Source organism: Isoptericola halotolerans (assembly GCF_003003075.1).
Taxonomy (GTDB): domain Bacteria; phylum Actinomycetota; class Actinomycetes; order Actinomycetales; family Cellulomonadaceae; genus Isoptericola; species Isoptericola halotolerans_A.
On record NZ_PVTX01000001.1, the window covers coordinates 435,438 to 459,703 of the forward strand.

Annotated in this window: 20 protein-coding genes; 8 read left to right on the plus strand and 12 right to left on the minus strand. The window is 73.5% G+C overall.

The features are described from left to right. Positions 1 to 3: 3 nt before the first annotated feature. The 3 genes from BCL65_RS02120 to BCL65_RS02130 are packed head-to-tail and all read right to left on the minus strand — an operon-like array spanning position 4 to position 2,974. Positions 4 to 978 (minus strand): ArsA family ATPase, encoded by a 975-nt coding sequence (locus BCL65_RS02120; RefSeq protein ID WP_106264703.1) that lies wholly within the window; start codon positions 976 to 978, stop codon positions 4 to 6. Beyond that, complete coding sequence (locus BCL65_RS02125) at positions 969 to 1,235, minus strand: cory-CC-star protein (protein WP_106264705.1); 267 nt, start codon at positions 1,233 to 1,235, stop codon at positions 969 to 971. Before BCL65_RS02125 ends, BCL65_RS02120 begins: the two co-directional genes overlap by 10 nt. Further along, a complete protein-coding gene (locus BCL65_RS02130) occupies positions 1,235 to 2,974 on the minus strand; it encodes a carbon starvation CstA family protein (protein WP_106264707.1) in 1,740 nt (579 codons plus the stop codon). The genes BCL65_RS02125 and BCL65_RS02130 overlap by 1 nt, the downstream gene beginning before the upstream one ends. Positions 2,975 to 3,187: 213 nt before the next feature. Here BCL65_RS02130 and BCL65_RS02135 point away from each other — a divergent pair, with 213 nt between their 5' ends. Continuing rightward, positions 3,188 to 5,479 carry a sodium-translocating pyrophosphatase gene (locus tag BCL65_RS02135; RefSeq protein ID WP_106264709.1) on the plus strand — a complete coding sequence of 764 codons (2,292 nt, stop codon included), beginning with the start codon at positions 3,188 to 3,190 and terminating at the stop codon, positions 5,477 to 5,479. 30 nt (positions 5,480 to 5,509) lie between these two features. Here the strand turns inward: BCL65_RS02135 and BCL65_RS02140 are convergent, their stop codons facing one another. Genes BCL65_RS02140 through BCL65_RS02155 form a run of 4 tightly spaced genes read right to left on the minus strand, consistent with a single transcriptional unit; the run spans position 5,510 to position 10,849 of the window. After that, a complete protein-coding gene (locus tag BCL65_RS02140; protein ID WP_106264711.1) occupies positions 5,510 to 6,367 on the minus strand; it encodes an energy-coupling factor transporter transmembrane component T family protein in 858 nt (285 codons plus the stop codon). Further along, positions 6,364 to 8,112, minus strand: a complete 1,749-nt coding sequence (locus tag BCL65_RS02145; RefSeq protein ID WP_106265173.1) for an ABC transporter ATP-binding protein — start codon at positions 8,110 to 8,112, stop codon at positions 6,364 to 6,366. The genes BCL65_RS02140 and BCL65_RS02145 overlap by 4 nt, the downstream gene beginning before the upstream one ends. Next, positions 8,112 to 9,122, minus strand: coding sequence for a cell division protein FtsQ (locus BCL65_RS02150; RefSeq protein ID WP_106264713.1), 1,011 nt, complete (start codon positions 9,120 to 9,122; stop codon positions 8,112 to 8,114). Before BCL65_RS02150 ends, BCL65_RS02145 begins: the two co-directional genes overlap by 1 nt. Before the next feature lie 38 nt (positions 9,123 to 9,160). Then, positions 9,161 to 10,849, minus strand: coding sequence for an HAD family hydrolase (locus BCL65_RS02155; protein WP_207767669.1), 1,689 nt, complete (start codon positions 10,847 to 10,849; stop codon positions 9,161 to 9,163). A gap of 155 nt (positions 10,850 to 11,004) precedes the next feature. Between BCL65_RS02155 and BCL65_RS02160 the strand changes: the two genes are divergently transcribed. After that, positions 11,005 to 11,985 (plus strand): LacI family DNA-binding transcriptional regulator, encoded by a 981-nt coding sequence (locus tag BCL65_RS02160; protein WP_106264715.1) that lies wholly within the window; start codon positions 11,005 to 11,007, stop codon positions 11,983 to 11,985. 94 nt (positions 11,986 to 12,079) lie between these two features. Here BCL65_RS02160 and BCL65_RS02170 read toward each other — a convergent pair whose 3' ends face one another. Next, entirely contained in the window at positions 12,080 to 13,708 is a 1,629-nt protein-coding gene (locus BCL65_RS02170; RefSeq protein WP_207767670.1) for an endo-1,4-beta-xylanase, read from the minus strand. Positions 13,709 to 13,899: 191 nt separating this feature from the next. After that, a complete protein-coding gene (locus tag BCL65_RS02175) occupies positions 13,900 to 14,421 on the minus strand; it encodes a DinB family protein (protein ID WP_207767676.1) in 522 nt (173 codons plus the stop codon). A gap of 205 nt (positions 14,422 to 14,626) precedes the next feature. On the opposite strand from BCL65_RS02175, the gene BCL65_RS02180 reads away from it, so the two are divergent. The 3 genes from BCL65_RS02180 to BCL65_RS02190 all read left to right on the plus strand — a co-directional run bounded on the left by BCL65_RS02180 (position 14,627) and on the right by BCL65_RS02190 (position 17,852). After that, entirely contained in the window at positions 14,627 to 15,622 is a 996-nt protein-coding gene (locus BCL65_RS02180; protein ID WP_106264719.1) for a hypothetical protein, read from the plus strand. Positions 15,623 to 15,735: 113 nt separating this feature from the next. Then, entirely contained in the window at positions 15,736 to 16,263 is a 528-nt protein-coding gene (locus tag BCL65_RS02185; RefSeq protein ID WP_106264721.1) for a hypothetical protein, read from the plus strand. Beyond that, the gene (locus BCL65_RS02190) at positions 16,260 to 17,852 is read left to right on the plus strand and encodes a DUF7059 domain-containing protein (RefSeq protein ID WP_106265176.1); all 1,593 of its coding nucleotides are present in this window, start codon (positions 16,260 to 16,262) and stop codon (positions 17,850 to 17,852) included. Before BCL65_RS02185 ends, BCL65_RS02190 begins: the two co-directional genes overlap by 4 nt. Before the next feature lie 13 nt (positions 17,853 to 17,865). On the opposite strand, the gene BCL65_RS02195 is transcribed toward BCL65_RS02190, so the two are convergent. Then, entirely contained in the window at positions 17,866 to 18,627 is a 762-nt protein-coding gene (locus BCL65_RS02195; protein ID WP_106264723.1) for an alpha/beta hydrolase family protein, read from the minus strand. 145 nt (positions 18,628 to 18,772) lie between these two features. Between BCL65_RS02195 and BCL65_RS02200 the strand changes: the two genes are divergently transcribed. Further along, the gene (locus BCL65_RS02200) at positions 18,773 to 19,726 is read left to right on the plus strand and encodes a LysR family transcriptional regulator (RefSeq protein ID WP_106264725.1); all 954 of its coding nucleotides are present in this window, start codon (positions 18,773 to 18,775) and stop codon (positions 19,724 to 19,726) included. A 43-nt stretch (positions 19,727 to 19,769) separates the two neighbouring features. Then, complete coding sequence (locus BCL65_RS17900) at positions 19,770 to 20,579, plus strand: CAP domain-containing protein (RefSeq protein WP_207767671.1); 810 nt, start codon at positions 19,770 to 19,772, stop codon at positions 20,577 to 20,579. A gap of 28 nt (positions 20,580 to 20,607) precedes the next feature. On the opposite strand, the gene BCL65_RS02210 is transcribed toward BCL65_RS17900, so the two are convergent. Both BCL65_RS02210 and BCL65_RS02215 read right to left on the minus strand, forming a co-directional pair. After that, positions 20,608 to 22,026: a TrkH family potassium uptake protein gene (locus BCL65_RS02210; protein ID WP_243400793.1), complete on the minus strand. Its 1,419-nt coding sequence runs from the start codon at positions 22,024 to 22,026 to the stop codon at positions 20,608 to 20,610. A gap of 112 nt (positions 22,027 to 22,138) precedes the next feature. Then, positions 22,139 to 22,510, minus strand: a complete 372-nt coding sequence (locus tag BCL65_RS02215) for an SdpI family protein (protein ID WP_207767672.1) — start codon at positions 22,508 to 22,510, stop codon at positions 22,139 to 22,141. Positions 22,511 to 22,596: 86 nt separating this feature from the next. Between BCL65_RS02215 and BCL65_RS02220 the strand changes: the two genes are divergently transcribed. Continuing rightward, complete coding sequence (locus BCL65_RS02220; RefSeq protein WP_125206479.1) at positions 22,597 to 24,258, plus strand: HNH endonuclease signature motif containing protein; 1,662 nt, start codon at positions 22,597 to 22,599, stop codon at positions 24,256 to 24,258. Positions 24,259 to 24,266: the final 8 nt, after the last annotated feature.

Genomic DNA, 24,266 nt, shown 5'->3' on the forward strand with positions numbered 1-24,266 from the left:
GGTTCAGCGCCACCAGGTCGCCAGACGGGCCAGCCCCTCCGCTCCGACGGGCTCGGCCGCAAGCAGCGGCACCTCGCAGCCGGGCACGTCGGGCAGCGCGGACCGCAGGGTGGCCAGGTGCGCCGACTCCGCCGCGTGGCGCGCGGCGAGCAGCTCGCCGGCGTCGGCGGGCGAGCGCTTGTTGACCACGAGCCCGCCCACGTCCACCCCGAGCCGGTCGAGCTGCCCCACGAGCTCGACCGTCTCCAGCACGGGCAGCCGCTCCGCGGCCAGGACGACGACGAACGTGCAGGCGTCGTGGTCCGTCAGCACGTCCCTCAGGTGCGCGAACCGCTCCCGCCGCCGGGTCAGCACGGAGCGGATCTCGGCCTCGCGCCGTGCGGTCGCCTCGCCCCGGCCGCCCAGCATCTGGGCGGCGGCTCCGAGCCGGTCGGACCGGTCCCGGCGGCGCAGCAGGCCGTCCGTCCAGGCCCCCATGGTCTCCGGCAGGGACAGCAGCCGGGCGGTGTGCCCCGAGGGCGCGGTGTCCAGGACCACGAGGTCGTAGTCGGCCGTGCCCGTCTGGACGAGGTCGGCCACCCGCTCGAGGATCGCGGCCTCGTGCATGCCGGGGGCGTCACGGGCCAGGTCCAGGTGCCGGTCCACCTCACCGCCCAGGTGCTCGGGCATGAGCCGGCGCAACGTGGCCCGGACCGCGGCCAGGTGCGCCGCCGTCGTGCGCCCCGGGTCGATCTCGACGCCGTCGAGGGACCCGCCGGCCGCCCCTCGGGCGAGGTGGACGACGTCGTCGCCCACCTCGCGCTGCCACAGGTGGCCCAGGTTGTGGGCCGGGTCGGTGGAGACGACCAGCACCCGGCGGCCGGCACGAGCCTGGTCGAGCGCGACCGCCGAGGCGATCGACGTCTTGCCGACACCGCCCTTGCCGCCGAGGAACATGACACGGCGGCGGGCGGCCAGGCCGTGGAGGTCTAGCAGCACGACACGTGGTCCAGGGGCGAGCGGTCCATGCCGAGGCGCGTGTGCCACTCGTGCACGCGGTCGGCCACCAGGGGCAGCAGCTCGACGGTGTAGTACGCCGCGGGGTTGGGCACCCCGAGCGCCTCGGCGAGCACGACCAGGGTGAACAGGTCGTCCTCGTCCCGCTGGGCGCGAGCCATCGTGCGCCGGTACGGCGCCTCGTAGAGCTCGCGCAGACCTGCGGACAGGGCGGCGAGGGCGCTCGGGGTGCCGGGCATCAGGCCTCCTGGGTGGGGTTCCCGCCCGCACCGCGCGCGCCGGCGGCGGCCGAGCCGCTGGGCACCGGCTCGTCGGACTCCGGGTCGAAGGATCCCTTGCGTGCGGCGTTCATCGCGGCGGCGGCCTCGACGGCCACCCACAGCGACGCGACGAGGATGACGACGTCGAGGCCCAGCAGCAGCCAGCTCTGGTCCGCCCAGAACGTCCCGAGCTGCACGACGAGCGCGTAGATCGACATCACCAGGACGAAGACCAGCGGGACGAGCACGGGCACGGGGTTGCGCTTCTTGCGGAGCAGGATCACCGCCACGACCGCGAGCGTGAGGGACGCCAGGAGCTGGTTCGTGGTGCCGAAGAGCGGCCAGATGAGCAGCCCGCCGTCCCCCTCGCCGCCGGAGCTGAAGACCAGCCCCATCGCGACCACGAGCACGACGATCGTGCCGACGACCTTGTTGATCCGGATACCCGCCAGCTCACCCGCCTCCTGGACGACGAACCGCTGCAGGCGCACGCCCGTGTCCATCGTCGTGGCGGCGAACAGCACGGCCATCGTGGCCAGGATGGTCGCCGACAACGAGGCGGGGATGCCGAGACCGGCGTTGACAATCGCGGCACCGCCGTCGACGAACGCGCCGACGCCGTTGACGGCGAACGAGGAGTAGACCGCCTCCCAGTCCGCGACCGTCCGGAAGCCCGCCGTCGTGGCGATGATCGCGCCGAGCGCCAGCATGCCCTCGCCGACCGCGCCGAAGTAGCCGACGAACCGGCCGTCCGTCTCCTTGTCCAGCTGCTTGGACGACGTGCCGGACGACACCATGCCGTGGAACCCCGAGATCGCGCCGCACGCGATGGTCACGAAGAGCAGCGGGACGAGGCTGGGCGTGTCCGCCGGCACGTTCTGGTTGACCGCGGGGGCGACGACGGCCGGGGTCGAGAACAGCACGGCACCGTAGAGGATGCCGAGCCCGATGAAGAGCTGGACGCCGTTGATGTAGTCGCGCGGCTGCAGCAGCACCCACACGGGCAGCAGCGACGCGATGCCGGCGTAGACGAACAGGGCCACGATCCAGAACGTCGCGGGCGACATGCCGAGGATCGGGTCGGGCAGGACGACCGGGAACCGGTCGCCGACGAGGATGAGCGAGTAGAGGGCGACGACGCCGATCACGGTCGTCACGAGCAGGTTGATCTTCCAGCGGTAGATCATCTGGCCGATGACCGCCGCCACGGCGATGGCACCCCAGACCGGGATGACCGACGACGGGGTCGCGATGAGCAGGTTCTTGATGACCACGGCGAACGCGGCGATCACCATGAGCAGCAGCAGGAAGATCACCACGAGGAACAGGCCACGCCCGCGAGCGCCGATGTAGCGGCCGGACAGCATGCCCATCGAGCGGCCCTTGTTGCGGACCGACGCCCACAGCGCCCCCATGTCGTGCATGCCCGCGAAGAACACGGTGCCGAGGGTGACCCAGAGGAACGCGGGCAGCCAGCCCCAGATGACGGCGATGGCGGGCCCGACGATCGGTGCGGCACCGGCCACCGAGGTGAAGTGGTGACCCCAGAGGACGAACTTGTTGGTCGGGACGTAGTCGACGCCGTCGCGCATCTCGTGGGACGGCGTGCGGTAGCCCTCGTCCAGCCGGTAGATGCGGCTGGCCAGGAACTTCGAGTAGAGGAAGTACCCGGCGAGGACCATGGCCAGGCCCACCACCATCAGCACCAAGGAGTTCACGCTGTGCTCCGATCCAGTCGTCGTTGACCTTGTGCCGGGGAGTCTACGGCGGCCCCTGGGTGCCCGGGGCAGTCGTCCGTTCGTGACGGCCGTCACGTGTGAGTAGACTCACGCGCATCCCGCCGTCAACGGCGACGGCGGGGTGTCCAGCAGACGCTCCGCCCGGGTCGAGGAAGACCGGACGCGGTGCGTGGCACACGTCGAGGAGGACGGATGCTCACACTCGGGTCCGACAGCATCACGATCGTCGCGGTCATCGCGGTGATCGCCCTGGCAGCGCTCGTGTGCGCCGCCGTGCTGCGGCGGCAGGTGCTCGCCGCGGCCGGTGGCACCGACAAGATGCAGGACATCGCCCAGGCGGTCCAGGAGGGGGCCTCCGCCTACCTCAGCCGGCAGTTCCGGACCCTGGCGCTGTTCGCCGTCGTGGTGTTCGCCCTGCTCTTCCTGCTGCCCGGCGACGGCGGGGTCCGGGTCGGACGATCGGTCGCGTTCCTCGTCGGTGCCGGGTTCTCCGCGGCCATCGGCTACCTCGGGATGTCGCTCGCCGTGCGGGCCAACGTCCGGGTCGCCGCGGCCGCCACCCGGCCCGACGGCCGCCGGACGGGTGCTCGGATCGCGTTCCGCACCGGCGGCGTCGTCGGGATGTCGGTCGTCGGGCTGGGCCTCCTGGGTGCCGCCGTCGTCGTGCTGGTCTACCGCACCGACGCACCGGCCGTGCTGGAGGGCTTCGGGTTCGGGGCCGCGCTGCTCGCGATGTTCATGCGCGTCGGCGGCGGGATCTTCACCAAGGCGGCCGACGTCGGCGCGGACCTGGTCGGCAAGGTCGAGCAGGGCATCCCCGAGGACGACCCGCGCAACGCCGCGACCATCGCCGACAACGTGGGCGACAACGTCGGTGACTGCGCGGGCATGGCCGCCGACCTCTTCGAGTCCTACGCCGTGACCCTCGTCGCCGCCCTCATCCTGGGCAAGGCCGTCATGGGGGAGCAGGGCCTGGTGTTCCCGCTCGTCGTCACCGCGGTGGGCGCCTTCGTCGCCCTGCTGGGCGTCGTGATCACCCGGATGCGGGAGAACGAGTCCGGCCTCACCGCCATCAACCGCGGCTTCTACGTCTCGGCCGTCGTCGGCGCCGGTCTCGCCGCCGTGGCCGCGTTCGTGTACCTCCCGGGCTCGTTCACGGGGATGGGCGGCACCGCGGACCTGACCGGCGTCACCTCCGACCCGCGCGTCGTCGCCTCGCTCGCCGTGCTCATCGGCATCGTCCTGGCCGGCATCATCCTGTGGATCACCGGCTACTTCACCGGGACCGACTCGAAGCCGACCAAGCACGTGGCGGCGACCTCCCGCACCGGCGCGGCCACCGTGGTGCTGTCGGGCATCGGCGTCGGCTTCGAGTCGGCCGTCTACACCGCCGGCGTCATCGCGGCCGCGATCTGCGGCGTGTTCCTGCTCGCCGGCGGGTCCATCTGGCTGTCGCTGTTCCTCGTGGCGCTCGCGGGGTGCGGCCTGCTGACCACGGTCGGCGTGATCGTCGCCATGGACACGTTCGGTCCGGTGAGCGACAACGCGCAGGGCATCGCGGAGATGAGCGGCGACGTGGACGACGAGGGCGCCCAGATCCTCACGGACCTCGACGCCGTCGGCAACACCACCAAGGCGATCACCAAGGGCATCGCCATCGCGACGGCGGTCCTCGCCGCGACCGCGCTGTTCGGCTCCTACGCGGACGCCGTCGAGACGGCGGTCGCGGAGGTGACGACGGTGGGCAGCGGGCTCGTGGGCGCGATGCTCAGCTACGAGATCATCTCCCCGATCACGCTGGTCGGCGTCATCCTCGGCGCGGCCACGGTGTTCCTGTTCTCCGGCCTGGCGATCGACGCGGTCACCCGGGCCGCCGGCGCCATCGTCTACGAGGTGCGTCGCCAGTTCCGCGAGCACCCCGGGATCATGACCTACGACGAGCGGCCGGAGTACGGCAAGGTCGTGGACATCTGCACCAAGGACTCCCTGCGCGAGCTCGCCACCCCGGGCCTGCTCGCCGCCTTCGCACCCATCGCGGTGGGCTTCGGGCTGGGCGTCGGCCCGCTGGCCGGGTTCCTCGCCGGGACCATCGGCGCAGGGGTGCTCATGGCGATCTTCCTGGCCAACTCCGGCGGCGCCTGGGACAACGCGAAGAAGATCGTGGAGGACGGCGCCCACGGCGGCAAGGGCTCCGAGGCGCACGAGGCCACGATCATCGGCGACACCGTGGGCGACCCGTTCAAGGACACCGCCGGCCCGGCGATCAACCCCTTGATCAAGGTGATGAACCTGGTCTCGCTGCTCATCGCCCCCGCGGTGGTCATGCTCTCGGTGCCTGCGGACGCCAACCACGTGCTGCGCATCGCCATCGCCCTGGTGGCCGCCGGCATCGCGATGGGAGCCGTGGTGCTCTCCCGCCTGCGTGCGGCGCGCGTCGACCGCGAGACCGAGCCGGAAGAGGTGCCCGCCGTCGCCACGCGGTGAGGTGGGCCGGGTCCGCTCCGAGCGTGCCGGTCACGCGAACGCGTAGACCGCCACCACCACGGCCACGGTCGCCCCGAGCAGCAGGGCGTCGCCCCCGGTCCAGCGCAGGTGCGCGAGCCGGAGGCGGCGCCCGTCGCCGGCGGCGGTGGCCGCGGTGAACCCGCGCGTCTCGAGCGCCTCGACGGTGGTGCGGGTGCGCTTGGCCGTGTTGAGGATCAGCGGGTAGAAGGCCTGCACGGCGATCCGGCCGGCGCGCGTCAGGGCGCGCCACCCCAGGAACCCGGCCCCTCGTGACGGCGCACCGCGCATCCGGTGACCGTCGACGATCGTCTGGAACTCGTCGACCAGCACCGGCACCATCCGGTACCCGTAGCTGACGGCGAACCCGAGGATGGCGGGCGCCCGCAGCGCCAGCAGGGCGTCGGTGATCTTCTCCGGGTCGAGCGACACGAACGCCGCCATGGAGACCAGCGACACCGTGCTCAGCTTGAAGTACGCCTGAGCCAGCCCGGTGACCGATCCCAGGTCGCCGCCCAGCACCAGGACCAGCACGAGCAGGTAGCCCACCTGTCCCACGGTGGACAGCACGAACAGACCGAGCAGGAGCGGCCCGATCCGCGCGGCGAGCGCCGCGCCGAGGGCGAGCCCGAAGAACGCCCCCAGGACCCGCAGGTCGTAGGTGAACCAGGGTGCCAGCGCGCAGACCGCGTACCAGAGGACGACGGCGCGCGGGTCGCGCCGCGCGAGGAAACCGCCGCGCGTGGCGTAGGCGACCCGCATGAGCTCGAGCTTGACCCACTCGACGCTCGTGCGGTCCCAGCCGGTCCGACGGCGGGCCCGGTGCTGCGCGGGCCGGGTCTCGGCGGGCGTGGACGTGGCGGCGCTCATCGGGCACGCTCCACGAGCTCGTCCACCGACAACGGCACGGGCGCCATGCCGAGAGCGGCGCCGACCTGGCTCACCTGGGGCGGCACGAGGCGGGCGCGGGAGAGGATCTCGGGCGACGCGAACAGCGTGGCCGGGTCGGTGTCGGCGAGGACGCGTCCGCCGTCGAGCACCACCACGCGGTCCGCCCACTCGGCGACCAGGTGCATGTCGTGCGTGGCGACGACGGTGCAGCGGATGTGCGCGGCCAGCGCCGCCAGCATGGCGATGACGTCGTCGCGCGAGCGCAGGTCGAGGCTGGAGGTGGGCTCGTCGAGCAGCAGCAGGCGGGGGCGCATGGCCAGCGCGACGGCGAGGGCCGCGCGGCGCTGCTGGCCGCCGGACAGGAGCCGCCCGTCCCGGTCGGCGACCTGGGTGAGCCGCACCCGTTCGAGCACTTCCTCCACCAGCGTGTCGGCGTCGGGCACCCGGCGGCCGCGCGGGTGCATCGCCACGTCGCCGCGCACGGAGTCCGCGAGGAACATCTCCTCGGGGTGCTGCACCAGGTAGCAGACGGCGTCGGAGAGCTCGGCGGCGGAGACCCGACGGGTGTCCCGACCGTCCACCTCGACGGTGCCGTCGCGGGGGAGGGTCAACCCGGCGAGGAGCGCCAGGAGGGTCGACTTGCCGGCACCGTTGGAGCCCACCAGCGCTACCTTCTCGCCGTCGTGCAGGCTGAGGTGGAGGTCGTCGAGGACGACGGAGCGGCCGCCGGCGATGGTGCGGTACCCGTGCGTGACGCCGGCGACCGTGGCGACGGGCGGCGCGTCCCGGACCGCGGCGCGCGGGACCGTGGCGGAGGCCGTGAGGGGAACAGGTGGCGAGGGGAGAGACGAGAGCAGCGTCGTGCACTCCTCCACCGTGAGCGGCAGGCGCGGCGTGCCGGGTGCGAGCCGGCGCGCCAGGTCGATGACCTGCGGGACGGGGATGTCGGCCTCGGCCAGGTCGTCGACCCGGCCGAGCGCCTCCCGCACCGGCAGGTGCCATCGCGGGGCGCCGTCGGCCATGAGCACCACCGACCGGGCGTACCGGGCCACCAGCTCGGCGTGGTGCTCGATGACCACGACGGTGACCCCGCGCTCGCGGTTCAGCCGGGCGAGGTGCTCGTAGAGGGCAGTCGCGCGGGCCGGGTCCACCTCGGCGGCGGGCTCGTCCACGACGAGCAGCCGGGGCGCGAGCGCCAGCGCCCCGGCGAGCGCCGTCAGGTGCTGCTGGCCGCCGGAGAGCTGCCAGGTGAACGTGTCCCCGATCGAGGTGAGGTCGAGGCCCGCCATCGCGCGGTCGGCGCGCTCGGCCCAGTCGGCGTGGCCGAGGTTGAGCGGGGCGAACCCGACGTCGTCGCGCACCGTGGGGCGCACGAGCTGGTTGCCGAAGTCCTGGAACACGTAGCCGACGTCGGCGCCGAGCTCGGCGACGCCGAGGCCTGCGGTGTCCCGGCCGAAGACCTCCACCGAGCCGGTGAGGTCGCCGTTCCAGAAGTGGGGCACCAGACCGTTGAAGGCCTTGCACAGCGTGGTCTTGCCCGAGCCGTTGCCGCCGACCACGGCCACGAAGTCGCCCTGCGCGATCCGCAGGTCGACCCCCCGCAGCGAGTCCTGCTCCGCCCCCGGGTAGCGGAACGTCAGCCCGCGGACCTCGACGGCGGCGGCAGCCTGCGACGGCGGCGCGGACGGGGCACCGGGCGCGGTGACCGTGGTCGGCGTCGGCATCAGCGGTCCTCGTCCTGGCGGGTCGAGCCGGACCGGGCCGCCGCGTCCGTCCGGGCGTCGCGGCGACGGCGCACCACCGCGACGAGGGCGAGGACGACGGCCAGGCCGACCACGAGGCCGACGAGCGCCGCGATCCACACGACGTTGTCGCCGTAGGTGTCGGTGAGCTCGGTGTCGAACGACCCGGCGGTGGTGACGGCCTCCTCCCGCCCGACGAACTCCTCCCACTGGCTGAGGACGCCGATCAAGGCGGCGGTGAGGATGCCAAGGATCGCGACCCACCAGAACGACAGCCCCCAGGGGCCGACGAGCCGGGGCGGGTTCTGCGGGTCGCGCGGCCGCAGGCCCATGAGCGGCTCGATCTTGCCGTGCAGGCGCGGGGCGAGCCAGGCGGCGGCGAGACCACCGAAGACCACGCCGGTGATGATCAACGCCATGAGGAGCTCGAAGCCCTCGGCGACGACGACGGCGAGGAGCGTGCCGCCCTGGTCTTCGAGCTCCTCCGGGTCCACGCCGACGGCGACCTTGGCGACGTCGATGACCGCGGAGGAGACCTTGTCGATCGCCACGAGCGCCAGGGCTGCGGCGAAGAGCTGCTGCACCTTGCGGGGGTCCTTGACGAGGCAGCCGGCCACGTAGGTGCCGATGAAGAGCTGCAGGAAGCCCTCGAGCTCGCCGAACCCGCCGAAGCTGCCGAGCAGCAGGTCGGCGATCACGGCCTCGCCGATCGCGACGCCGAGCGCCACCCACAACGGGGTGAGCAGCGCGGCGAGCACCACGGGGATGAAGGCGAAGTAGGCGACCTCGAGCTCCAGCGGTCCGACGGAGAACGAGGGCAGCATGTCCGCGACGATGTCGGCCACGCCGAACAGCGTCATCGACAGCACGAGGATCATGAGCTTCTGGGAGCCGGAGATGCCGTCGGGGTCGTGCACGCGGCGGCGCAGTGCGCCGGCCGCGCTCACGGGGTGGCGGGCGGGGGCGGGGTCTGTGGTCGGCGAGCTGGTCATGGTGGCCTTCCTCGGTCGGATGGTGCTCGTCGTGCGGGTCACCGGCGGGTGCCGGCGCGGGCTACGAGGCCGCGCAGCAGGGCGGCGACCTCGTCGATCTCGGCGACCTGGTGGTCGGGGGTGTGCTCGCCGCCGGCGGGCAGGGCGGCCAGCGCCTCGTCGCCCGTGGAGCCGCCGCGCACCAGCACGACGGTCCCGACCCCGGCGGCGCGGGCGGCGGCGACGTCGCGGTGCGGCTTGTCGCCGACGAACACGGCGCGGGCAGCGTCGGCGTCGAGGGCGGCCAGGGCGGTGCGGACCGTCGTGGGATCGGGCTTGCGGAGCCCGAGCTCGTCGGAGTACACGTGGGCGCCGACCAGGTCGTCGAGTCCGTGCTCGACCAGCTCCTCGCGCACCGCTCGCCCGCACACCGTGTTCGAGACGACGGCGACGGGCACGCCGGCGTCGCGGGCCGCGGTGAGGAGCTCGCGCACGCCGGGTCGCACCGTGGGGGTGGACTTGGTCCGGGCGTAGTCGACCATGAGGGCGTGCGCCTCGGCGCGCAGCCAGTGCCGCACGCCCGTTCCGTGGTGCTCGAGCAGCGGCCCGACGAGGTCGACCCAGAACGTCGGCGCGTCGATCTCGGCGACGGCGGTGTCGCCGTCGTCCGCCTGCTCGTTCTGGTCCTTCCAGGCCTTGTGCGCGGCGTGCGCCCGGTCGAGCACGTCGACGGCCTCGTCGGTGCCGGTCGGGTACCCGGCGGCGCTCAGGCCGGCCGCGAGGCGGGCGGCGAACCCTCGCCGCACCACGTCGTCGGGCCGCGAGACGGCGATGACGCCGCCGTGGTCGAGCAGCAGGGCGCTGACGGCCCTGCGGGCGGCGGCTGCCGGCGGTGCCGGTGGCCGGGCCGGGGCGTCCGGTCGGGACTCCGCCAGCAGGCCGGCGAGACCGCGCGGGTCCTCCAGCACGAGGTCCGGCTCCTCGGCCACGGGGAACGGCGGCCGGTCGGTGTGGTGGTCGCGGGTGAGCACGACGGCGCCCGTCCCGGCGCGACGCCCGGCGACGACGTCGCGGTCGAAGGTGTCGCCGACGTACCAGCAGCGGTCCGGCGTGGTGCCCAGGGCGCGGGCGGCGAGCTCGATCATGCCGGGGTGCGGCTTGCGGATGCCGACCTCGTCGGAGTACACCTGCACGGCGAACGCCGAGGCGAGGCCCTGCTCGGCGAGGATCGCCCGGTGCGCGCGGCCGGAGTGGGCGTTGGAGACGATGCCGAGCGGGACGCCGAGCCGGCGCGCGGTCCGCACCAGCTCCCGGACCCCGGGGCGGACGGCGTGGTCGGTCAGCGTGCGCGTGATCGTCTCCTGGAGCTGCCCGGCGGAGCCGGCGAGGACCTCCCGCTCGGCCGCGGTCAGCGGGGAGCCGTAGAACTCGCGCCAGATGGTGCGGTGGTCCAGCTCGGTGGGCTCCAGCAACCGCGAGGAGGCGTTCTTCCAGTCCTTCAGCGCCTTCTTGCCACCCTGCAGCACCGGCAGGAGCTCCGCCGCGGATCGCCGATGGCCGGCACGGGCGAGCGTCGCGGCGACGTGCTCGGCCACGGCCTCGAGGCCGCCGGGGCGCTTGCTGGTGGTCAGCACGACGCCGCCGAAGTCGAGCAGCAGTGCCGCCGGGCGGGTGCGCAGCGCGGGCGCCCCGGTGGTGCCGGGCAGCGTGTCGGGGCGGGCGGTCTCGGGGCTCGGGGCGATCGTCACGACGGCGACGCTAGGGACGGGCAACGTCCGGGCGACGTCGCGGTGGTGGCCTCCCGGTGAACGACGCCGGAACTTCTGGAACGTTCCAGAAGTGCGCCGTCGTCTGCCCGCGCGTCGATGTCGCGCCGTCGCCGTCGGCTGGGCAGGATGGCCGCGTGCCGCCCGCCTCGTCCCGACCACGCCCCACCCTGCTCGACGTCGCCGCCGCCGCCGGGGTGTCGAAGTCCCTCGTCTCCCTGGCGCTGCGCGGTGACGCCGGGGTGTCGGAGCGCACGCGGGAACGCATCCTCGTCGTCGCGGACCAGCTCGGCTACCGGCCGTCGCTCACCGCCCGCACCCTCAAGCAGGGACGGTCCATGCTGCTCGGCGCCGTCATCTCCAGCCTCGACAACCCGTACCACACGGAGATCGTCGCGGCGGTGGAGCAGGCGGCCGAGGCCGCGGGGTTCTCCGTGGTGCTCGCGCACGGGTCCCGGGAGCGCGGACGGCTCGCCGGCCGCGTCCAGCAGCTCCTCGACCTCGGTGTCGACGGGCTCGTCGTCGTCTCGTCATGGGTGCCCGAGGAGGTGCTGGTCACCGCGGCCCGTCGCGCACCGGTCGTCATGGTGGGCCGCACCGCGACCCCGGTGGCCGGCATCGACTCCGTCAACAACGACGACGAGCAGGGCGCGGCGCTCGTCGTCGACCATCTGGTCGCGAGCGGGCACCGGCGCATCGCCCACGTCACGTCGTCGACCCGCCCGGCCGGCATCGCCCGGCGCAGCGGGTACGAGGCGGCCATGCGAGCCGCCGGTCTGGGGGCGGAGGTGCGGGTCGTGCGACCGGAGCCGGCCGCGCTCGACGCCCTGGTGCAGGACGGCACCACGGCGGTGTTCGCCCGCAACGACGTCGAGGCGGTCGACGTGCTGGACCACGCGCTCGACGTGGGGCGGCGTGTCCCGGCCGACCTCGCCGTCGTCGGCTACGACGACACGATGCTCGCCCGGCGGGCCCGCCCCGCTCTGACCACCGTGCAGCAGCAGCGTGACGTCATGGGGACCCGTGCGGTGGCGCTCCTGCGCGAGCGGCTCGACGGGCGGACCGACGACGTCCACGAGGTGCTGGAGCCGCGGCTCGTGGTGCGCGCGTCGGCCTGACCCCCCTCTCACGCTGTGGGTGCACGACACGCCGCTACCCCCGTGGGGATAGCGGCGTGTCGTGCACCCACAGCGGAGGCGCGGGGGCGGTGCGTCAGGCGGTGGTGCAGGTCGCCGTCGGGGCCGTGGTGTTCCCGTTGGAGTACAGCGTGATCCCGAAGCTGTTGCCGTTGCCGTTCGGTGTGGCGGTGAGCGTGCCGGTGGTGCCGGACACGTCCGCGTTCCAGGAGCTCTGCACCGACTGGCCGGACCCGGTGCTGATGGTCACGACCCAGTCGTCGGCGTCGGTGACCTCGAAGGTGGTGTTGAAGCGGTCACCCCACTCGTCGGTCTTCGTCACCGTGACGGTGCAGGCGTCGGCGCCGCCGTCACCCCCGGAGGCGGACGAGCAGGTGGCGGTCGGGGTCGTGGTGTTGCCGTTGGAGTACAGCGTGATCCCGAAGCTGTTGCCGTTGCCGTTCGGCGTGGCGGTGAGCGTGCCGGTGGTGCCGGAGACGTCGGCGTTCCACGAGCTCTGGACGCTCTGCCCGCTGCCGGTACTGATCGTCACGACCCAGTCGTCGGCGCCGCTGACCTCGAAGGTGGTGTTGAACCGGTCGCCCCACGAGTCGGTCTTGGTCGCCGTCACCGAGCAGGTGCCGTCGCCACCGGGGTCCGTGGGCCCGCCGTCGTCCCCGCCGTTGTCGTTGCCGTCACCGCTGTTGAGCTGGTCGAGCACGTAGTTGTACGCGGCCTTCTTGTTGCCGTTGCCGTCGAACAGCAGCGGCGTGCCGGAGGCGCGCCACGAGTCGGTGTCCCGCACGCCCCACACGGTGATGCCCTGGCAGCGGGCGACGGCCATGCAGGCCTGGACCACGCCGCGGTACTGCTCGGCCTGGGAGGTGCCGGAGCCCTCGATGTCGAGCTCGGTGATCTGCACGTCCACGCCCAGGTCGGCGAAGTTCTGCAGGGTCTCGTGGTAGTTGCTCGGCACCGGGTTGCCCGAGTTGAAGTGGGCCTGGAACCCGACGCAGTCGATCGGGACGCCGCGCGCCTTGAAGTCGGCGACCATGTTGTAGACGCCCTGCGTCTTGGCGTGGTTCCAGTTGTCGGTGTTGTAGTCGTTGTAGCAGAGCTGGGCGTTCGGGTCCGCGGCGCGGGCGGCGCGGAACGCGGCCTCGATCCAGTCGTTGCCGGTGCGCTGCAGGTTGGAGTTGCGGCGGGCGCCGGACGAGCCGTCCGCGAACGCCTCGTTCACCACGTCCCAGGAGTGGATCTTGCCGCGGTAGTGGGTGGCGACCTCGGTGACGTGGTTGAGCATCGCCTGGCGGAGCTGCTGCCCCTCCATGTTCTGCATCCAGCCCGGCTGCTGCGAGTGCCACGCCAGAGCGTGCCCGCGGACCTGCTTGCCGTTGCTGAGCGCCCAGTTCACGATCTGGTCGCCGCTGCTGTAGTTGAACTGGTTCTGCGACGGCTCCGTCGCGTCCATCTTCATCGCGTTCTCGGTCGTGATCATGTCGAACTCACGGTTCGCGATGTTCATGTACTGCTGGTCGTTCATCCGGCCGGCGGCGATCGCCGTGCCGAAGTAGCGGCCGGACTCGGCCGCGGCGTCCTGCAGGGTGGAGCCGGCCGCCTGGGCGGAGCCGACGCCGATGCCGGTGGTGATCACCAGCGCGGCGAGGGTGGAGAGCGCGGCGGTGCGCCGCCTCGTCGTGCTTCTCGAGAGTGGTGCTCGGGTCATCGTTGATCCTGCCTCCCTGGGCGGACCCACGCTGGTCCGCCCTGTCGAAAAGGATTTCGAGATTCGACCGTAGCGGGCCGACCAGGTCTTCGCAATCGTTTTCGAGAAACTGGACGACGCCGCACGCTGCCCGGTTGCCCCGGACATCTCACCTGATCAGGGCCGGGAGCGCCCTGAGGTGTGCGTCCGGCTCAGAGCCCGGTGCGTCCGTCGATGCACTCGCGCAGCAGGTCGGCGTGGCCCATGTGGCGGGCGTACTCCTCGACCATGTGGATGATGACGTCGCGCACCTCCACGGTGCCGCCGTCGAACGGGACCTCGCGGTCCAGCTCCTCGTGGATCATCTGCTCGTCCGCGGCGTCCACGGCGGCGTGCCACGCCTCCCAGGCCTCGTCGGCGCACTCCTCGGTCGGGTAGACCTCGTCGAAGTCGACGTCCGCGGCGCGCGCCCGCTCGAACGGTCCGGGCGCGGCGGTGCCCTGGAGGACACGGGTGAACCAGTGGTGCTCAGCGTTCGCGAGGTGGCGCACCAGCCCCAGCAGGGACAGGTTCGACGGCGGCACGCTGCGCCGCGAGAGCTGCTCGGCGTCCAGGCCCTCGCACTTCATGACCAGCGTCATGCGGTACCGGCACAGGTACTCCCAGAGGGTCTCCTTCTCACCGACCGGGTCGATGCCGGTCGTCCGCGGGTCCTGCTCGGGTGCGACCCACATACCCGTCATCGTTGCGCTCACCCGCACAATCTGGCGGTCGACGGGCACCCAGGTCAAGGTCGCGAAGGCAACGATCTGGACACCTTCGGCGTGTCATTGGGTAGCCTTCGCCAACATGAGGCGGATCACAGCGAACGACGAGGCGCTGCCGCCCGCCGACGGTTCTTCCGTCGCCCCAGGTCAGACTGGCTTTCCGTTCGGTCCGGTGCCGACAGGTGGGGACGACGGCGCTGCCGCCGGAGACGCGCCGGCCGATCCGGGCAACCCGCCACCGGCCGCTCCCTGGGCCACGCCGCCGGCCTCGCCCGCGCCGCCCTGGGCGAGCGCCGTCGTCCCCACCGCGGCACCCGCGCTCGACGACGTCCTCGACGGCACGGCGGACGTCGCCGGGACCTTCCGCGACACGGACCGCAAGCCCCGCAAGACCAAGGGCGCCAGGGACAAGTCCAAGAGGTCGTCGCGCCGCACGTCCCGCACGAGCCGGACGAGTCGGGAGACCGACTCCGGCGCCGGCGACGACGCGCCCCTGCCTGCACAGCTCGGGGGCGCCCCGGGGGGCGCAGCGCCCGACGCCCCGCCGTCGCGGCCGTCACGAACGTCGCGCTCCTCCCGGCGGCCCGCGACCCGCCGCGGCGGCGAGCCCCCCGCAGGTTCCGCCGTCGTGCAGGACCTCACGGCGCGCGCCCGGTCGGCGGCCACGGCGCTCCCGCGCCGGAAGGCCACCGGCTTCTTCGCCCGCAGGGCCACGCTGTTCGTCGCCGGCGCAGCGGCGCTGCTCGCCGGGGTGGGGGCCGGCGCGGCGGTCGACCTGGTGCGCGGCGGTGCGGAGACGAGCACCGACGTCGCGACCGCCGCCGTCGTGTCGCCGGAGGTGTGCGCCGCCGCCCAGGTCGCCTGGTCGCGGGCCGCGTCCGCCCAGGTCCGCATGGACGCCGAGTCGCCGCGGTCGCTGCGCACGGGGTTCGTCGGTGCGCGGGACTACCTCAGCAAGGTGGACCCGCCCGCCGCGGTCATCACCGACTGGGCGACCGTCCTGACGTACGTGACGGCCGCGGCGGACGCGGCACAGGAGGCGGAGGACGGCGAGGTCGGCGAGGCCGTCGCCGGTGCGCTGCAGGAGCACGACACCGCGGCGATGACCGCGGCCTCCCAGCGCATCACGGACTACCTGGGCGCCGACTGCGCGCCCGACGCGCCCTGACGCGCCCTGCTCGCCGGAACTTCGTCCCGACTCGCCCGGTCTGCCCCGTGAGACGTCTCACGAGATTCCGCCTGGATTTCCCGCGCGCGCGACGCGTAGGCCACCATGGTGGGATGCTGCCTCTCCGTCTGCGCACCCGCCGCACCGCCGCCGCCGTCGCGGTCGCGCTCGCCGCCGGGACGGTCGTCGGTGCCTGCAGCTCGTCCGAGGGCTCGCCGCAGGCGGCCTCCGAACCGGCTCCCGCCATCTCGATCGAGTCCGACCTCTCGATGGGCACCGGCGACGGGAACGAGCCTTCCCCGGGCCTCAGCGAGGAGTGCGTCGCGCTCCAGGAAGCCTGGGCCGAGACCAACCGCGCCCTGGCCGGGGTCGACGAGGAGCACCCGCGGCTGCTGGTCGCCGGGATCCGGGCGGCCCACCGCTCCATCAGCTCGGTGGAGGACACCGCCGAGGTGCCCGGCTGGGACGGGATGACCGCCTACCTGGACAAGGCCGTCGGCGCCTTCGAGGACGTCGACCCCGACGACGACCAGGCGGTCGCCTCGGCGATGACCCTGGCCGTCTCCGACGTGGACACCGCGCGGGCCACCACGGCCCACGCGTCCGTGACCGAGTACCTCGACGCCGGGTGCCGCGGATGACCTCTGCGCCCGCACCGTCCGGGGACCTCGGGCAGGTCGAGGCGCTGCGGTCGGCGCTGGAGTCCTCCGGCTTCACGGTCGACGGCGTCGAGGACCTGCTGGGCGACGTCGCCTCCGCCGCGCTGCACCGCGAGCAGGCCCTGCCCGCGCGCCGCGTGGTGGCCGGGCTCGACGACGCCCGCGCGACGCTCACCGCCCTCTTCCTGCTGGGCGACGACGTCTCGCGCGCCGCGCTGGATGCCGCGCTGCCCGGGGTGGGGGCCGACGGCGCCGCGCGGCTCGGGCTGGTGCGTGCGGCCGGCCAGGACCCGGTGGACCCCGTGCGCGCCGTCGTCGACCTGCGCCCCTACGCCGCCACCGACGCGACCGGTCCGGTCGGGTGGTGGCTGGCGAGCGACCTCGGCGAGGCCGTGACGGGGCGCCGGCTCGCGGGCGACCACGTGCTCGGCGCCGGTGGGGCGGCCCTGACGCTCGCTCAGGTCACGGTGCGCGAGCGCGTGGGCCGTGTGCTGGACCTCGGTACGGGCTGCGGCATCCAGGCGTTGCACGCCGCCCGGCACGCCCGCACGGTCGTCGGCACGGACATCTCGCACCGTGCGCTCGGGTTCGCGCGTTTCAACGCCGCCCTGAACGCGCCCGGCGCCGACCTCACCCTGCGCCACGGCTCGATGCTGGAGCCCGTCGCCGGCGACCGGTTCGACCTGGTGGTCTCCAACCCGCCGTTCGTCATCACGCCGCGCACCGGTGCCGCCGGCGCCACCGTGTCCGCGGCGCTCGGCGACTTCGAGTACCGCGACGGCGGACGGGCCGGGGACGACCTCGTGCGCGACCTCGTCACGGGCGTCGGCGCCGTCCTCGCTCCCGGCGGGGTGGCGCAGATGCTCGGGAACTGGGAGCACCGCCGCGGGGAGCCGTGGACGGAGCGGGTGGGTTCCTGGCTCGACGACTCCGGCCTGGACGGTTGGGTCGTCGAGCGTGAGCTGCTCGACCCGGCGGAGTACGCCGAGACGTGGATCCGGGACGGGGGCACCACCCGGGCACGTGAGCCGGCCGCGTGGGACGCGGCCTACGGTGCCTGGCTGGACGACTTCGCCTCCCGCGACGTCGAGGCCGTCGGCTTCGGCATCGTCACGCTGCGCCGTCCGGCAGGGGCGGCCGACGGCGGCACGGGCGACGGGCGCGTCACGCTGCGGCGGCTCGAGGAGCACCACGGCTCCCTGCGGCAGCCGCTCGGCGGGCACCTCGCCGCGTCGCTCGCCGCGCACGACTGGCTGGAGCGCCACGACGACGACGCGCTGGCCGCGCAGCGCCTGGTCGTGGCGGGCGACGTCACCGAGGAGCGGTACCTGTCGCCGGGCGCGGCCGACCCGAACGTGATCGTGGTGCGCCAGGGTGACGGTCTGGGCCGCGGCGTCCAGGCCTCGACCGGCCTCGCGGCCTTCGTGGGCGTGTGCGACGGCGAGCTGACGGTCGGCCAGACCGTGGGTGCGCTGGCAGCGCTGCTGGACGTGCCGCCGTCGGACCTCGCGGCCGAGCTGCTGCCCGCCGTGCGCGGACTGGTCCGCGACGGCTTCCTCGGCCCCGCCTGAGCGGTCGGCCCGCTCAGGCCGGCGTGAGGTACGGGTCGGCCCAGGCGCTGATGATGCGGGCCGCGCGCTGGGCCTGGCCCGGCCTGGTCAGCAGGTGGTTCGAGCCCTCCAGCGAGACGAAGCTGCGGGGGTGGCGCGCGGCGCGGAAGATCTCGCTCGCGTTGTCGATCCCCACCGTGTTGTCCGTGGGGGAGTGCATCACCAGCAGCGGCAGGCCGAGCTCCGGGATGCGGTGCGCGAGGTCCGCGGCGCGCACGTCCTCGACCATCCCGCGCTTGAGGTTGAGGCGCTTGCCCCCGACCTGCCAGACGGCGTTGCCGCTCTCGAGGACCTGGTCGACGAGGTCGTCGTAGTGGTGCTCGGCATGGCTCGGGTCGAACGGTGCGCACGCGGTGACGACGGCGCGGGCGTCGGGGATCTCCGGCGCCGCGGCGATGGCGGCCGCCCCACCCCACGAGTGCCCCGCCACGAGGCTCACCGGGGTGCCGCGCGCGGCCATGAGCTCGGCCGCGAACACGGTGTCCGCGACCTTCACGGTGAACGACCCGTCGCCCCAGTCGCCCTCCGAGTCGCCGAGCCCCAGGTTGTCGTAGCGCAGCATGCCGATGCCCTCGGACGCGAGCTGCTTGCAGATCCGCGCCGCCGCCGGGGAGTCCTTGCCGAGCGTGAACCCGTGGACGAACAGTCCCCAGCCGCGCACCTCGCCCGCCGGCTCGTCGATGATCCCGGCCAGCTGCGGCCCCGTGCTGGACGCGAACGTCACGCGTTCTGCCATCGTGCTCCCTCTCGTCGGTACCGTGGGGCCAGTGTGCACACGGCACGTGTCTCGCGCGCACGGCGGTCCGCTCCGGAGCGCCGGGCCGGGCCGCTGTGACCAAGGGACCATCCCACAGATGCTCTGACGGAGATATCTTCTCGGTATGGAGATCGACCTCCGGCACCTGAGGCTGGTGACCGTCGTCGCCGAACAAGGCAGCGTGACGAAGGCGTCCGCGGCCCTCGGCATGGCGCAGCCGGCCCTGTCCGCACAGCTCAACCGCATCGACCAGGCCCTCGGCGGCCCCGTGTTCGTGCGCGACCGGCACGGCACGCGCACCACCCCGCTGGGCGAGCTCGTGCTGCGGCACGCGCGCGTCCTGCTGCCCGCGATGGAGGCATTCCACGACGACGTGCGCCGCCACGTGCTCGCGCGGCCCGACACCGCCACGTCGCTGCGCGTGGGGACCGTCTCCACCGTCCTGGGCGGGATCTTCCTCAACCGGCTGCGCGCCGACCTCGCCGGCGTCACCGTCACGTCCTTCACGTCCTGGTCGGCGGACGCGGCGGCGGTGCGGCTGGCCGACGGCACGCTCGACGTCGCGCTGGTCGGTGCGTGCGGTGACGCCGTCCTGCCCACCGAGGGCGGCGTGGAGTGGACGCGGCTGCGCACCGACCCGGTGTTCGTGCTGCTGCCGGAACACCACCGGCTCGCGGGCGACGACGAGGTGCCGCTGGGTGAGCTCGCCGAGGAGAACTGGCTGTCCGCGCCCGGGGACGGCTGCTTCGAGCGGTGCTTCGTCACCGCCTGCGCCCGCTCCGGGTTCACACCCCGCGAGGTCAGCGAGACCGAGCGCGCGTCCGCCGTCGAGCAGGTCAAGGGCGGGCACGCGATCGCGCTCGTGCAGCCGCTGCTCCTCGACCTGCCCGGCGTCCGTGCGGTCGCCCTCGAGGGTGAGCCGCTGCGCTGGACGCAGTACGTGGCCTGGCGCGGGGACGCCGCGGAACGGTTCGACGTGGACGTCGTGCGCGCGGCCGCCGTCTATGCCCACGCAGAGGCCGTGCGCCGCACCCCCGCCTACGAGCGCTACGTGATCGCGCAGGGTTCGGCTCCCTAGGAGCTCTTCCGCGGCGGCCGGGCGGGGCGCTACGGTGCCCTGCGTGTCGCGACGACGAGGGCCCAGCACCAGCCTGCGTCAGCTGGTCGCGCTCCTGGTCACCTTCGCCGTCGGGGTGGCGCTGGTCCTCGCGACGGCACTGCTCGCCCCGGACGTGCTGCGGATCGACGACTACCGGGGAGCCGGCACCTCGGCGGCATCGGCTGCCGGGACGGAGGTGCTGGTGCAGGCCGCGGTCCGGGGTGGGTCCGGCAGCGCGAGCACGGAGGGCAGTGACAGCGGTTCGAGCCCGCAGGAGTCCGCAGGTGTCGCGGCGGACGACGAGCCCGAGTCAAAGCAGCCGGCCGACGAGGCCGACGAGCCCGCGACGAAGGAGCCGGCCGACGAGCCCGACGATCCCGCGACAAAGGAGCCAGCCGACGAGCCCGACGGGTCCGACGCGGTGGACGGCGGCGCGGCGAGGTCTCCGGGCGCGAGCGACGGCGTGGCCGCCCGCGTCCTGGCACTCGTCAACACCGAACGCGCTGCTGCGGGTTGCAGCGACCTGCGTGCGGACCCGGCGCTGGACGACCTCGCGCTGGCCCACTCCCGGGACATGGCCGACCGTGGGTTCTTCGACCACACGAACCCCGAGGGGCTGAGTCCTTGGGACCGCGCCGACGCCGCGGGGGTGCCGGGCGTCGGCGCCGAGAACCTCGCCCGCGGCCAGCCGGACGCCGAGGCCGTGGTCGCGGCGTGGATGGACAGCCCGGGTCACCGCGCCAACATCCTGAGCTGCGACCTCGTCCGGCACGGGCTGGGGATGCAGGCCGGTGCGGGCGGCCCGTGGTGGACCCAGGTGTTCGGACGCTGACGCAGTGCCCGTCGCCGGGCAGGATCGATCAGCCGATGATGACGGCGGACTCGGGACGGCGGTAGAACTTGTGACGCGACCGCAGGGCCAGGCCCGTGCCGAGGGTGATCGGGCCGAGGCGCCCCAGGAACATCAGTACGGTCAGGAGCACCTGGTGCCAGCCGGCAAGATCGGCGGTGACGCCGGTGGACAGGCCCGTGGTGGTGAAGGCGGAGATCACCTCGAACAGCACGCGGTCGAGGGGCAGCACCGTCGGTGACACGGACACCGTGATGGCGAGCGTGGTGACCACGACGGCGGCCACGCCGACGAGCGCGACGGTCAGCGCCTGCCGCTGCGTCGCCCGGGCGATCCGCCGGTCGAAGGCGGTGACGTCGGGGTCGCCACGCAGCTCGGACCAGATGATGAACGCGAGCACCGCGAAGGTGCCGACCTTGACGCCGCCCGCCGTGCCGGCGCTGCCACCTCCGATGAACATGAGCATGTCCGTGAAGAACCAGGAGCCGTGGTTGAGCTCGGAGGTGTCGATCGAGTTGAAGCCCGCGGTGCGCGGCATGACGGACTGGGTGAAGGCGGCGAGCAGCTTGCCGGGGACGCTCAGCGGGCCGAAGGTCTGCGGGTTCGCCCACTCCACCACGAGGAAGAAGACGGTGCCGACCGTCAGCAGCACCGCCGTCGTCCCCAGGGTGAGGCGGGCGTGGATGCTCCAGCGCGCCGGGTCGCGCAGCGCCGATCGCCGGTTGTCGCCGCGCCGCGTGCGCGACAGCCGCCACAGCTCGAGCAGCACGGGGAAGCCGAGACCGCCGACGATGACGGCCGCACAGATCGGCAGGCAGATCCACGGGTCGCTCACGAACCGCATGAGCGAGTCGCCGTAGATCGAGAAGCCGGCGTTGTTGAAGGCGGACAACGAATGGAAGATCCCCGACCACGCGGCGTGCCGGAACGTCTCGCCGTAGCCGATCATGAGGCGGACCGTGAGGACCACGGCCAGGACGAGCTCCGCGACCACGGTGAAGCGCAGCGCGCCCAGCATGACCTTCTTGACGTCACCGAGCCCCACGGTGTGCGTGGACTCGGCGGCGACCATGCGGGTGCGGAGCCCCAGGCGTCGGGAGAGCAGCAGCCCCAGCAGCGAGGCGACGGTCATGACCCCGAACCCGCCGATCTGGATCAGGACGAGGATCACGCCCTGGCCGAACGGGGTCCAGAAGGTCTCCGTGTCGACGACGACGAGCCCGGTCACGCAGGCCGCGGAGGTCGCGGTGAAGAGCGCCTCGACGAAGCTGGCGCGCTGGCCGGTGGTCGAGATCGGCAGCAGGAGGAGCGCGGTACCGATCGCGATGGCCGAGAGGAACCCGAGCGTCACCACCTGTGCGGGTCGGCGTCGCAGGCTGGCGGGAGAGGGGCCCTCGGCGCGGGGGTCCCGCCGGAGTGGCAGGTGCACGAGCAGACAGTCTTGCACGCCCCCGGTCGGTGTGGCGGGCGGGGCGGACCGCCGGGGGACGGGCCTGGCCCGATGGCCGACGCCGTGCCTCACCACCGGAGGCTCGGGCCACCTAGTCGGCTGGTCGCTCCGCGACCTCCATGGCGGACTTCGTGCCGGCACGGGCGCCATGGAGCACGCATCCGATCATCGCGAGGCATCCCAGGAGCGCCCCGCCGGCCAGGAACGCCGGGGATACCTGGAAGAGCGCGAACACCGCAGTCGCCATCGAGGTGTACCCGGCGAGCGCGGTCGGCCGTTCGGCACGGACATGAGCAGCCAGCCACGCGTCGTCGCTCGCCAGAGTGCTCGGGTTGCGGATGCCTGCGAGCTGGTTCCGCCCCAGACGTCCTGAGGCCGTGGCGTGGGCTACGTGGACGAGCAGGACTCCCGAGCCGAGCATGACGACGAACAGCAGGATCCTCATGGCCACCAGCTCGTCCATGACCCAACCCTAGCCAGACGAACCGCGCAGACCCGGCTCGTCCACAGGGCCTAGAACATGTGTTCGAAAGTTGGTAGGTTCAAACCATGACGACGCAGACCGCCGGCCCGCTCCCCGCCTTGGCTCCGGCCCCGGCGGACCGGCCGGCCGTGCACGCGGACGTCGAGATGTCCCGCCTCGACCACCTGCTCGACGCGCTGGCCGAGGTGCAGGCTGCGATCGGCACCCTGGAAGGGCGTCGCGCCGTCCTGCTGGCCGAGGCCGCCCAGCTCGCCGAGCGGGCAGAGGCCCGGCTGGTGGACGACGGCGGGACGGCCGCGCGTGCGACGTCGTCCCGGCGTCAGGAGCTCGCCCGCCGGGCCGTCGTCGCCGAGGTCGCGACCGTGCTGCACGTGGGCGAGCACGCGGCCGGAACGCTGTGCGACCACGCCGATGCTCTGCGCGCCAAGGCTCCGCGCACGTTGGCGCTGCTGTCGGCGGGCCGGTGCTCCTGGGCGCACGCCGCGCGCGTCGCCCGGCACGTCGCCGACCTGGACGAGGGCGACGCGCGGCGTGTGGAGGAGTCGGTCGCTCCTGCACTGACGACGAGCACCCCCGGGCAGGTCGATGCACGGGCCCGCCGGGCACGGGAGAACGTCCATCCTGAACCTGTCGAGGTGCGGCACGCTCGGGCCGTCGAGGCCCGGGGCGTCTACCTCGACGACGGCCGCGACGGCATGGCGTGGCTGTCGGCGCACCTGCCCGCGGTGGTGGCGCACGCCGCCTACGACAGGCTGACCCGCACGGCGACCGGCCTCCGTGGCGACAACAGGTCGCTCGGCCGGAGCCAGGGGATGGCCGATGCCTTCGCCGCGCTGCTGCTCGACGACGGCACGCTCGACCGCACGTGCGTGCCCACTCCCGCCCGGCCCGCCCTGAGCGTGCCCGACGTGACCGAACCGCCCGGACCCGCAACGTCATCGACGATTCCTGCGCTGGCTGCACTGGCGAGGTCCATCCGACCGCGCGTGACGGTGACCGTGCCGGTGCTGACCCTCCTGGGTGCCGCCGACGTGCCGGGCGAGCTCGACGGCTACGGTCCGGTCGGCCCCGAGGTCGCCCGGGAGCTGGCCGAGCTGGCGCCGTCGTGGCGCCGTGTGCTGACGCACCCCGAGACGGGGGTTCCGCTGTCGGTCGGGCGCGAGTCGTACACGGTGCCGTCCGCGCTGAGGGCGGCCCTCGCACGGCGCGACGAGACCTGTCGCTTCCCGGGCTGCGGTGTCGCTGCCCACCGTGCGGACCTCGACCACACCACCGACTGGGCAGCAGGCGGAACCACCAGCGCGGACAACCTGGCCCACCTGTGTCGTCGGCACCACGTGCTGAAGCACCAGACGGGCTGGTCGGTGCGCCGGGTGGCACCCGACGAGGCCGGGGGTGAGGGCGCCACCGGTGATCGACCGGGACTGGGCGGCACGCTCGAATGGACGTCGCCGACGGGTAGGCGGCACGTGACCCGCCCGGACGGCCGTCCGCCCGCCAGCATCCATCGGTCCGCCCCGGAGCCTCCGGTGCCACCGGGTCCCGAGCCGCCGGCCCCGCCGGATGTTGAGCCCCTCACCTCGCCAGATCCGCAGAGGCTGGCATCGCCGGGTCCCGTGCCGCCGGCCCCGCCGGATGCTGAGCCCCTCACCTCGCCAGGTCCTGAGGCGTCAGCCGTGTCCGGCGCGACGCCGCCGCCCCAGGACTTCGGTAAGCCACCGTTCTGAGAGTGGCA

Bases quoted from the DNA above. Each gene is read 5' to 3' on its own strand.
- BCL65_RS02135 (WP_106264709.1), top strand. From the start codon at position 3,188: ATGCTCACACTCGGGTCCGACAGCATCACGATCGTCGCGGTCATCGCG.
- BCL65_RS02150 (WP_106264713.1), bottom strand. From the start codon at position 9,122: ATGACCAGCTCGCCGACCACAGACCCCGCCCCCGCCCGCCACCCCGTG.
- BCL65_RS02170 (WP_207767670.1), bottom strand. From the start codon at position 13,708: ATGACCCGAGCACCACTCTCGAGAAGCACGACGAGGCGGCGCACCGCC.
- BCL65_RS02175 (WP_207767676.1), bottom strand. From the start codon at position 14,421: ATGTGGGTCGCACCCGAGCAGGACCCGCGGACGACCGGCATCGACCCG.
- BCL65_RS02220 (WP_125206479.1), top strand. From the start codon at position 22,597: ATGACGACGCAGACCGCCGGCCCGCTCCCCGCCTTGGCTCCGGCCCCG.
- BCL65_RS02125 (WP_106264705.1), bottom strand. From the start codon at position 1,235: ATGCCCGGCACCCCGAGCGCCCTCGCCGCCCTGTCCGCAGGTCTGCGC.
- BCL65_RS02215 (WP_207767672.1), bottom strand. From the start codon at position 22,510: ATGGACGAGCTGGTGGCCATGAGGATCCTGCTGTTCGTCGTCATGCTC.
- BCL65_RS02140 (WP_106264711.1), bottom strand. From the start codon at position 6,367: ATGAGCGCCGCCACGTCCACGCCCGCCGAGACCCGGCCCGCGCAGCAC.
- BCL65_RS02145 (WP_106265173.1), bottom strand. From the start codon at position 8,112: ATGCCGACGCCGACCACGGTCACCGCGCCCGGTGCCCCGTCCGCGCCG.
- BCL65_RS02190 (WP_106265176.1), top strand. From the start codon at position 16,260: ATGACCTCTGCGCCCGCACCGTCCGGGGACCTCGGGCAGGTCGAGGCG.
- BCL65_RS02185 (WP_106264721.1), top strand. From the start codon at position 15,736: ATGCTGCCTCTCCGTCTGCGCACCCGCCGCACCGCCGCCGCCGTCGCG.
- BCL65_RS02200 (WP_106264725.1), top strand. From the start codon at position 18,773: ATGGAGATCGACCTCCGGCACCTGAGGCTGGTGACCGTCGTCGCCGAA.
- BCL65_RS02195 (WP_106264723.1), bottom strand. From the start codon at position 18,627: ATGGCAGAACGCGTGACGTTCGCGTCCAGCACGGGGCCGCAGCTGGCC.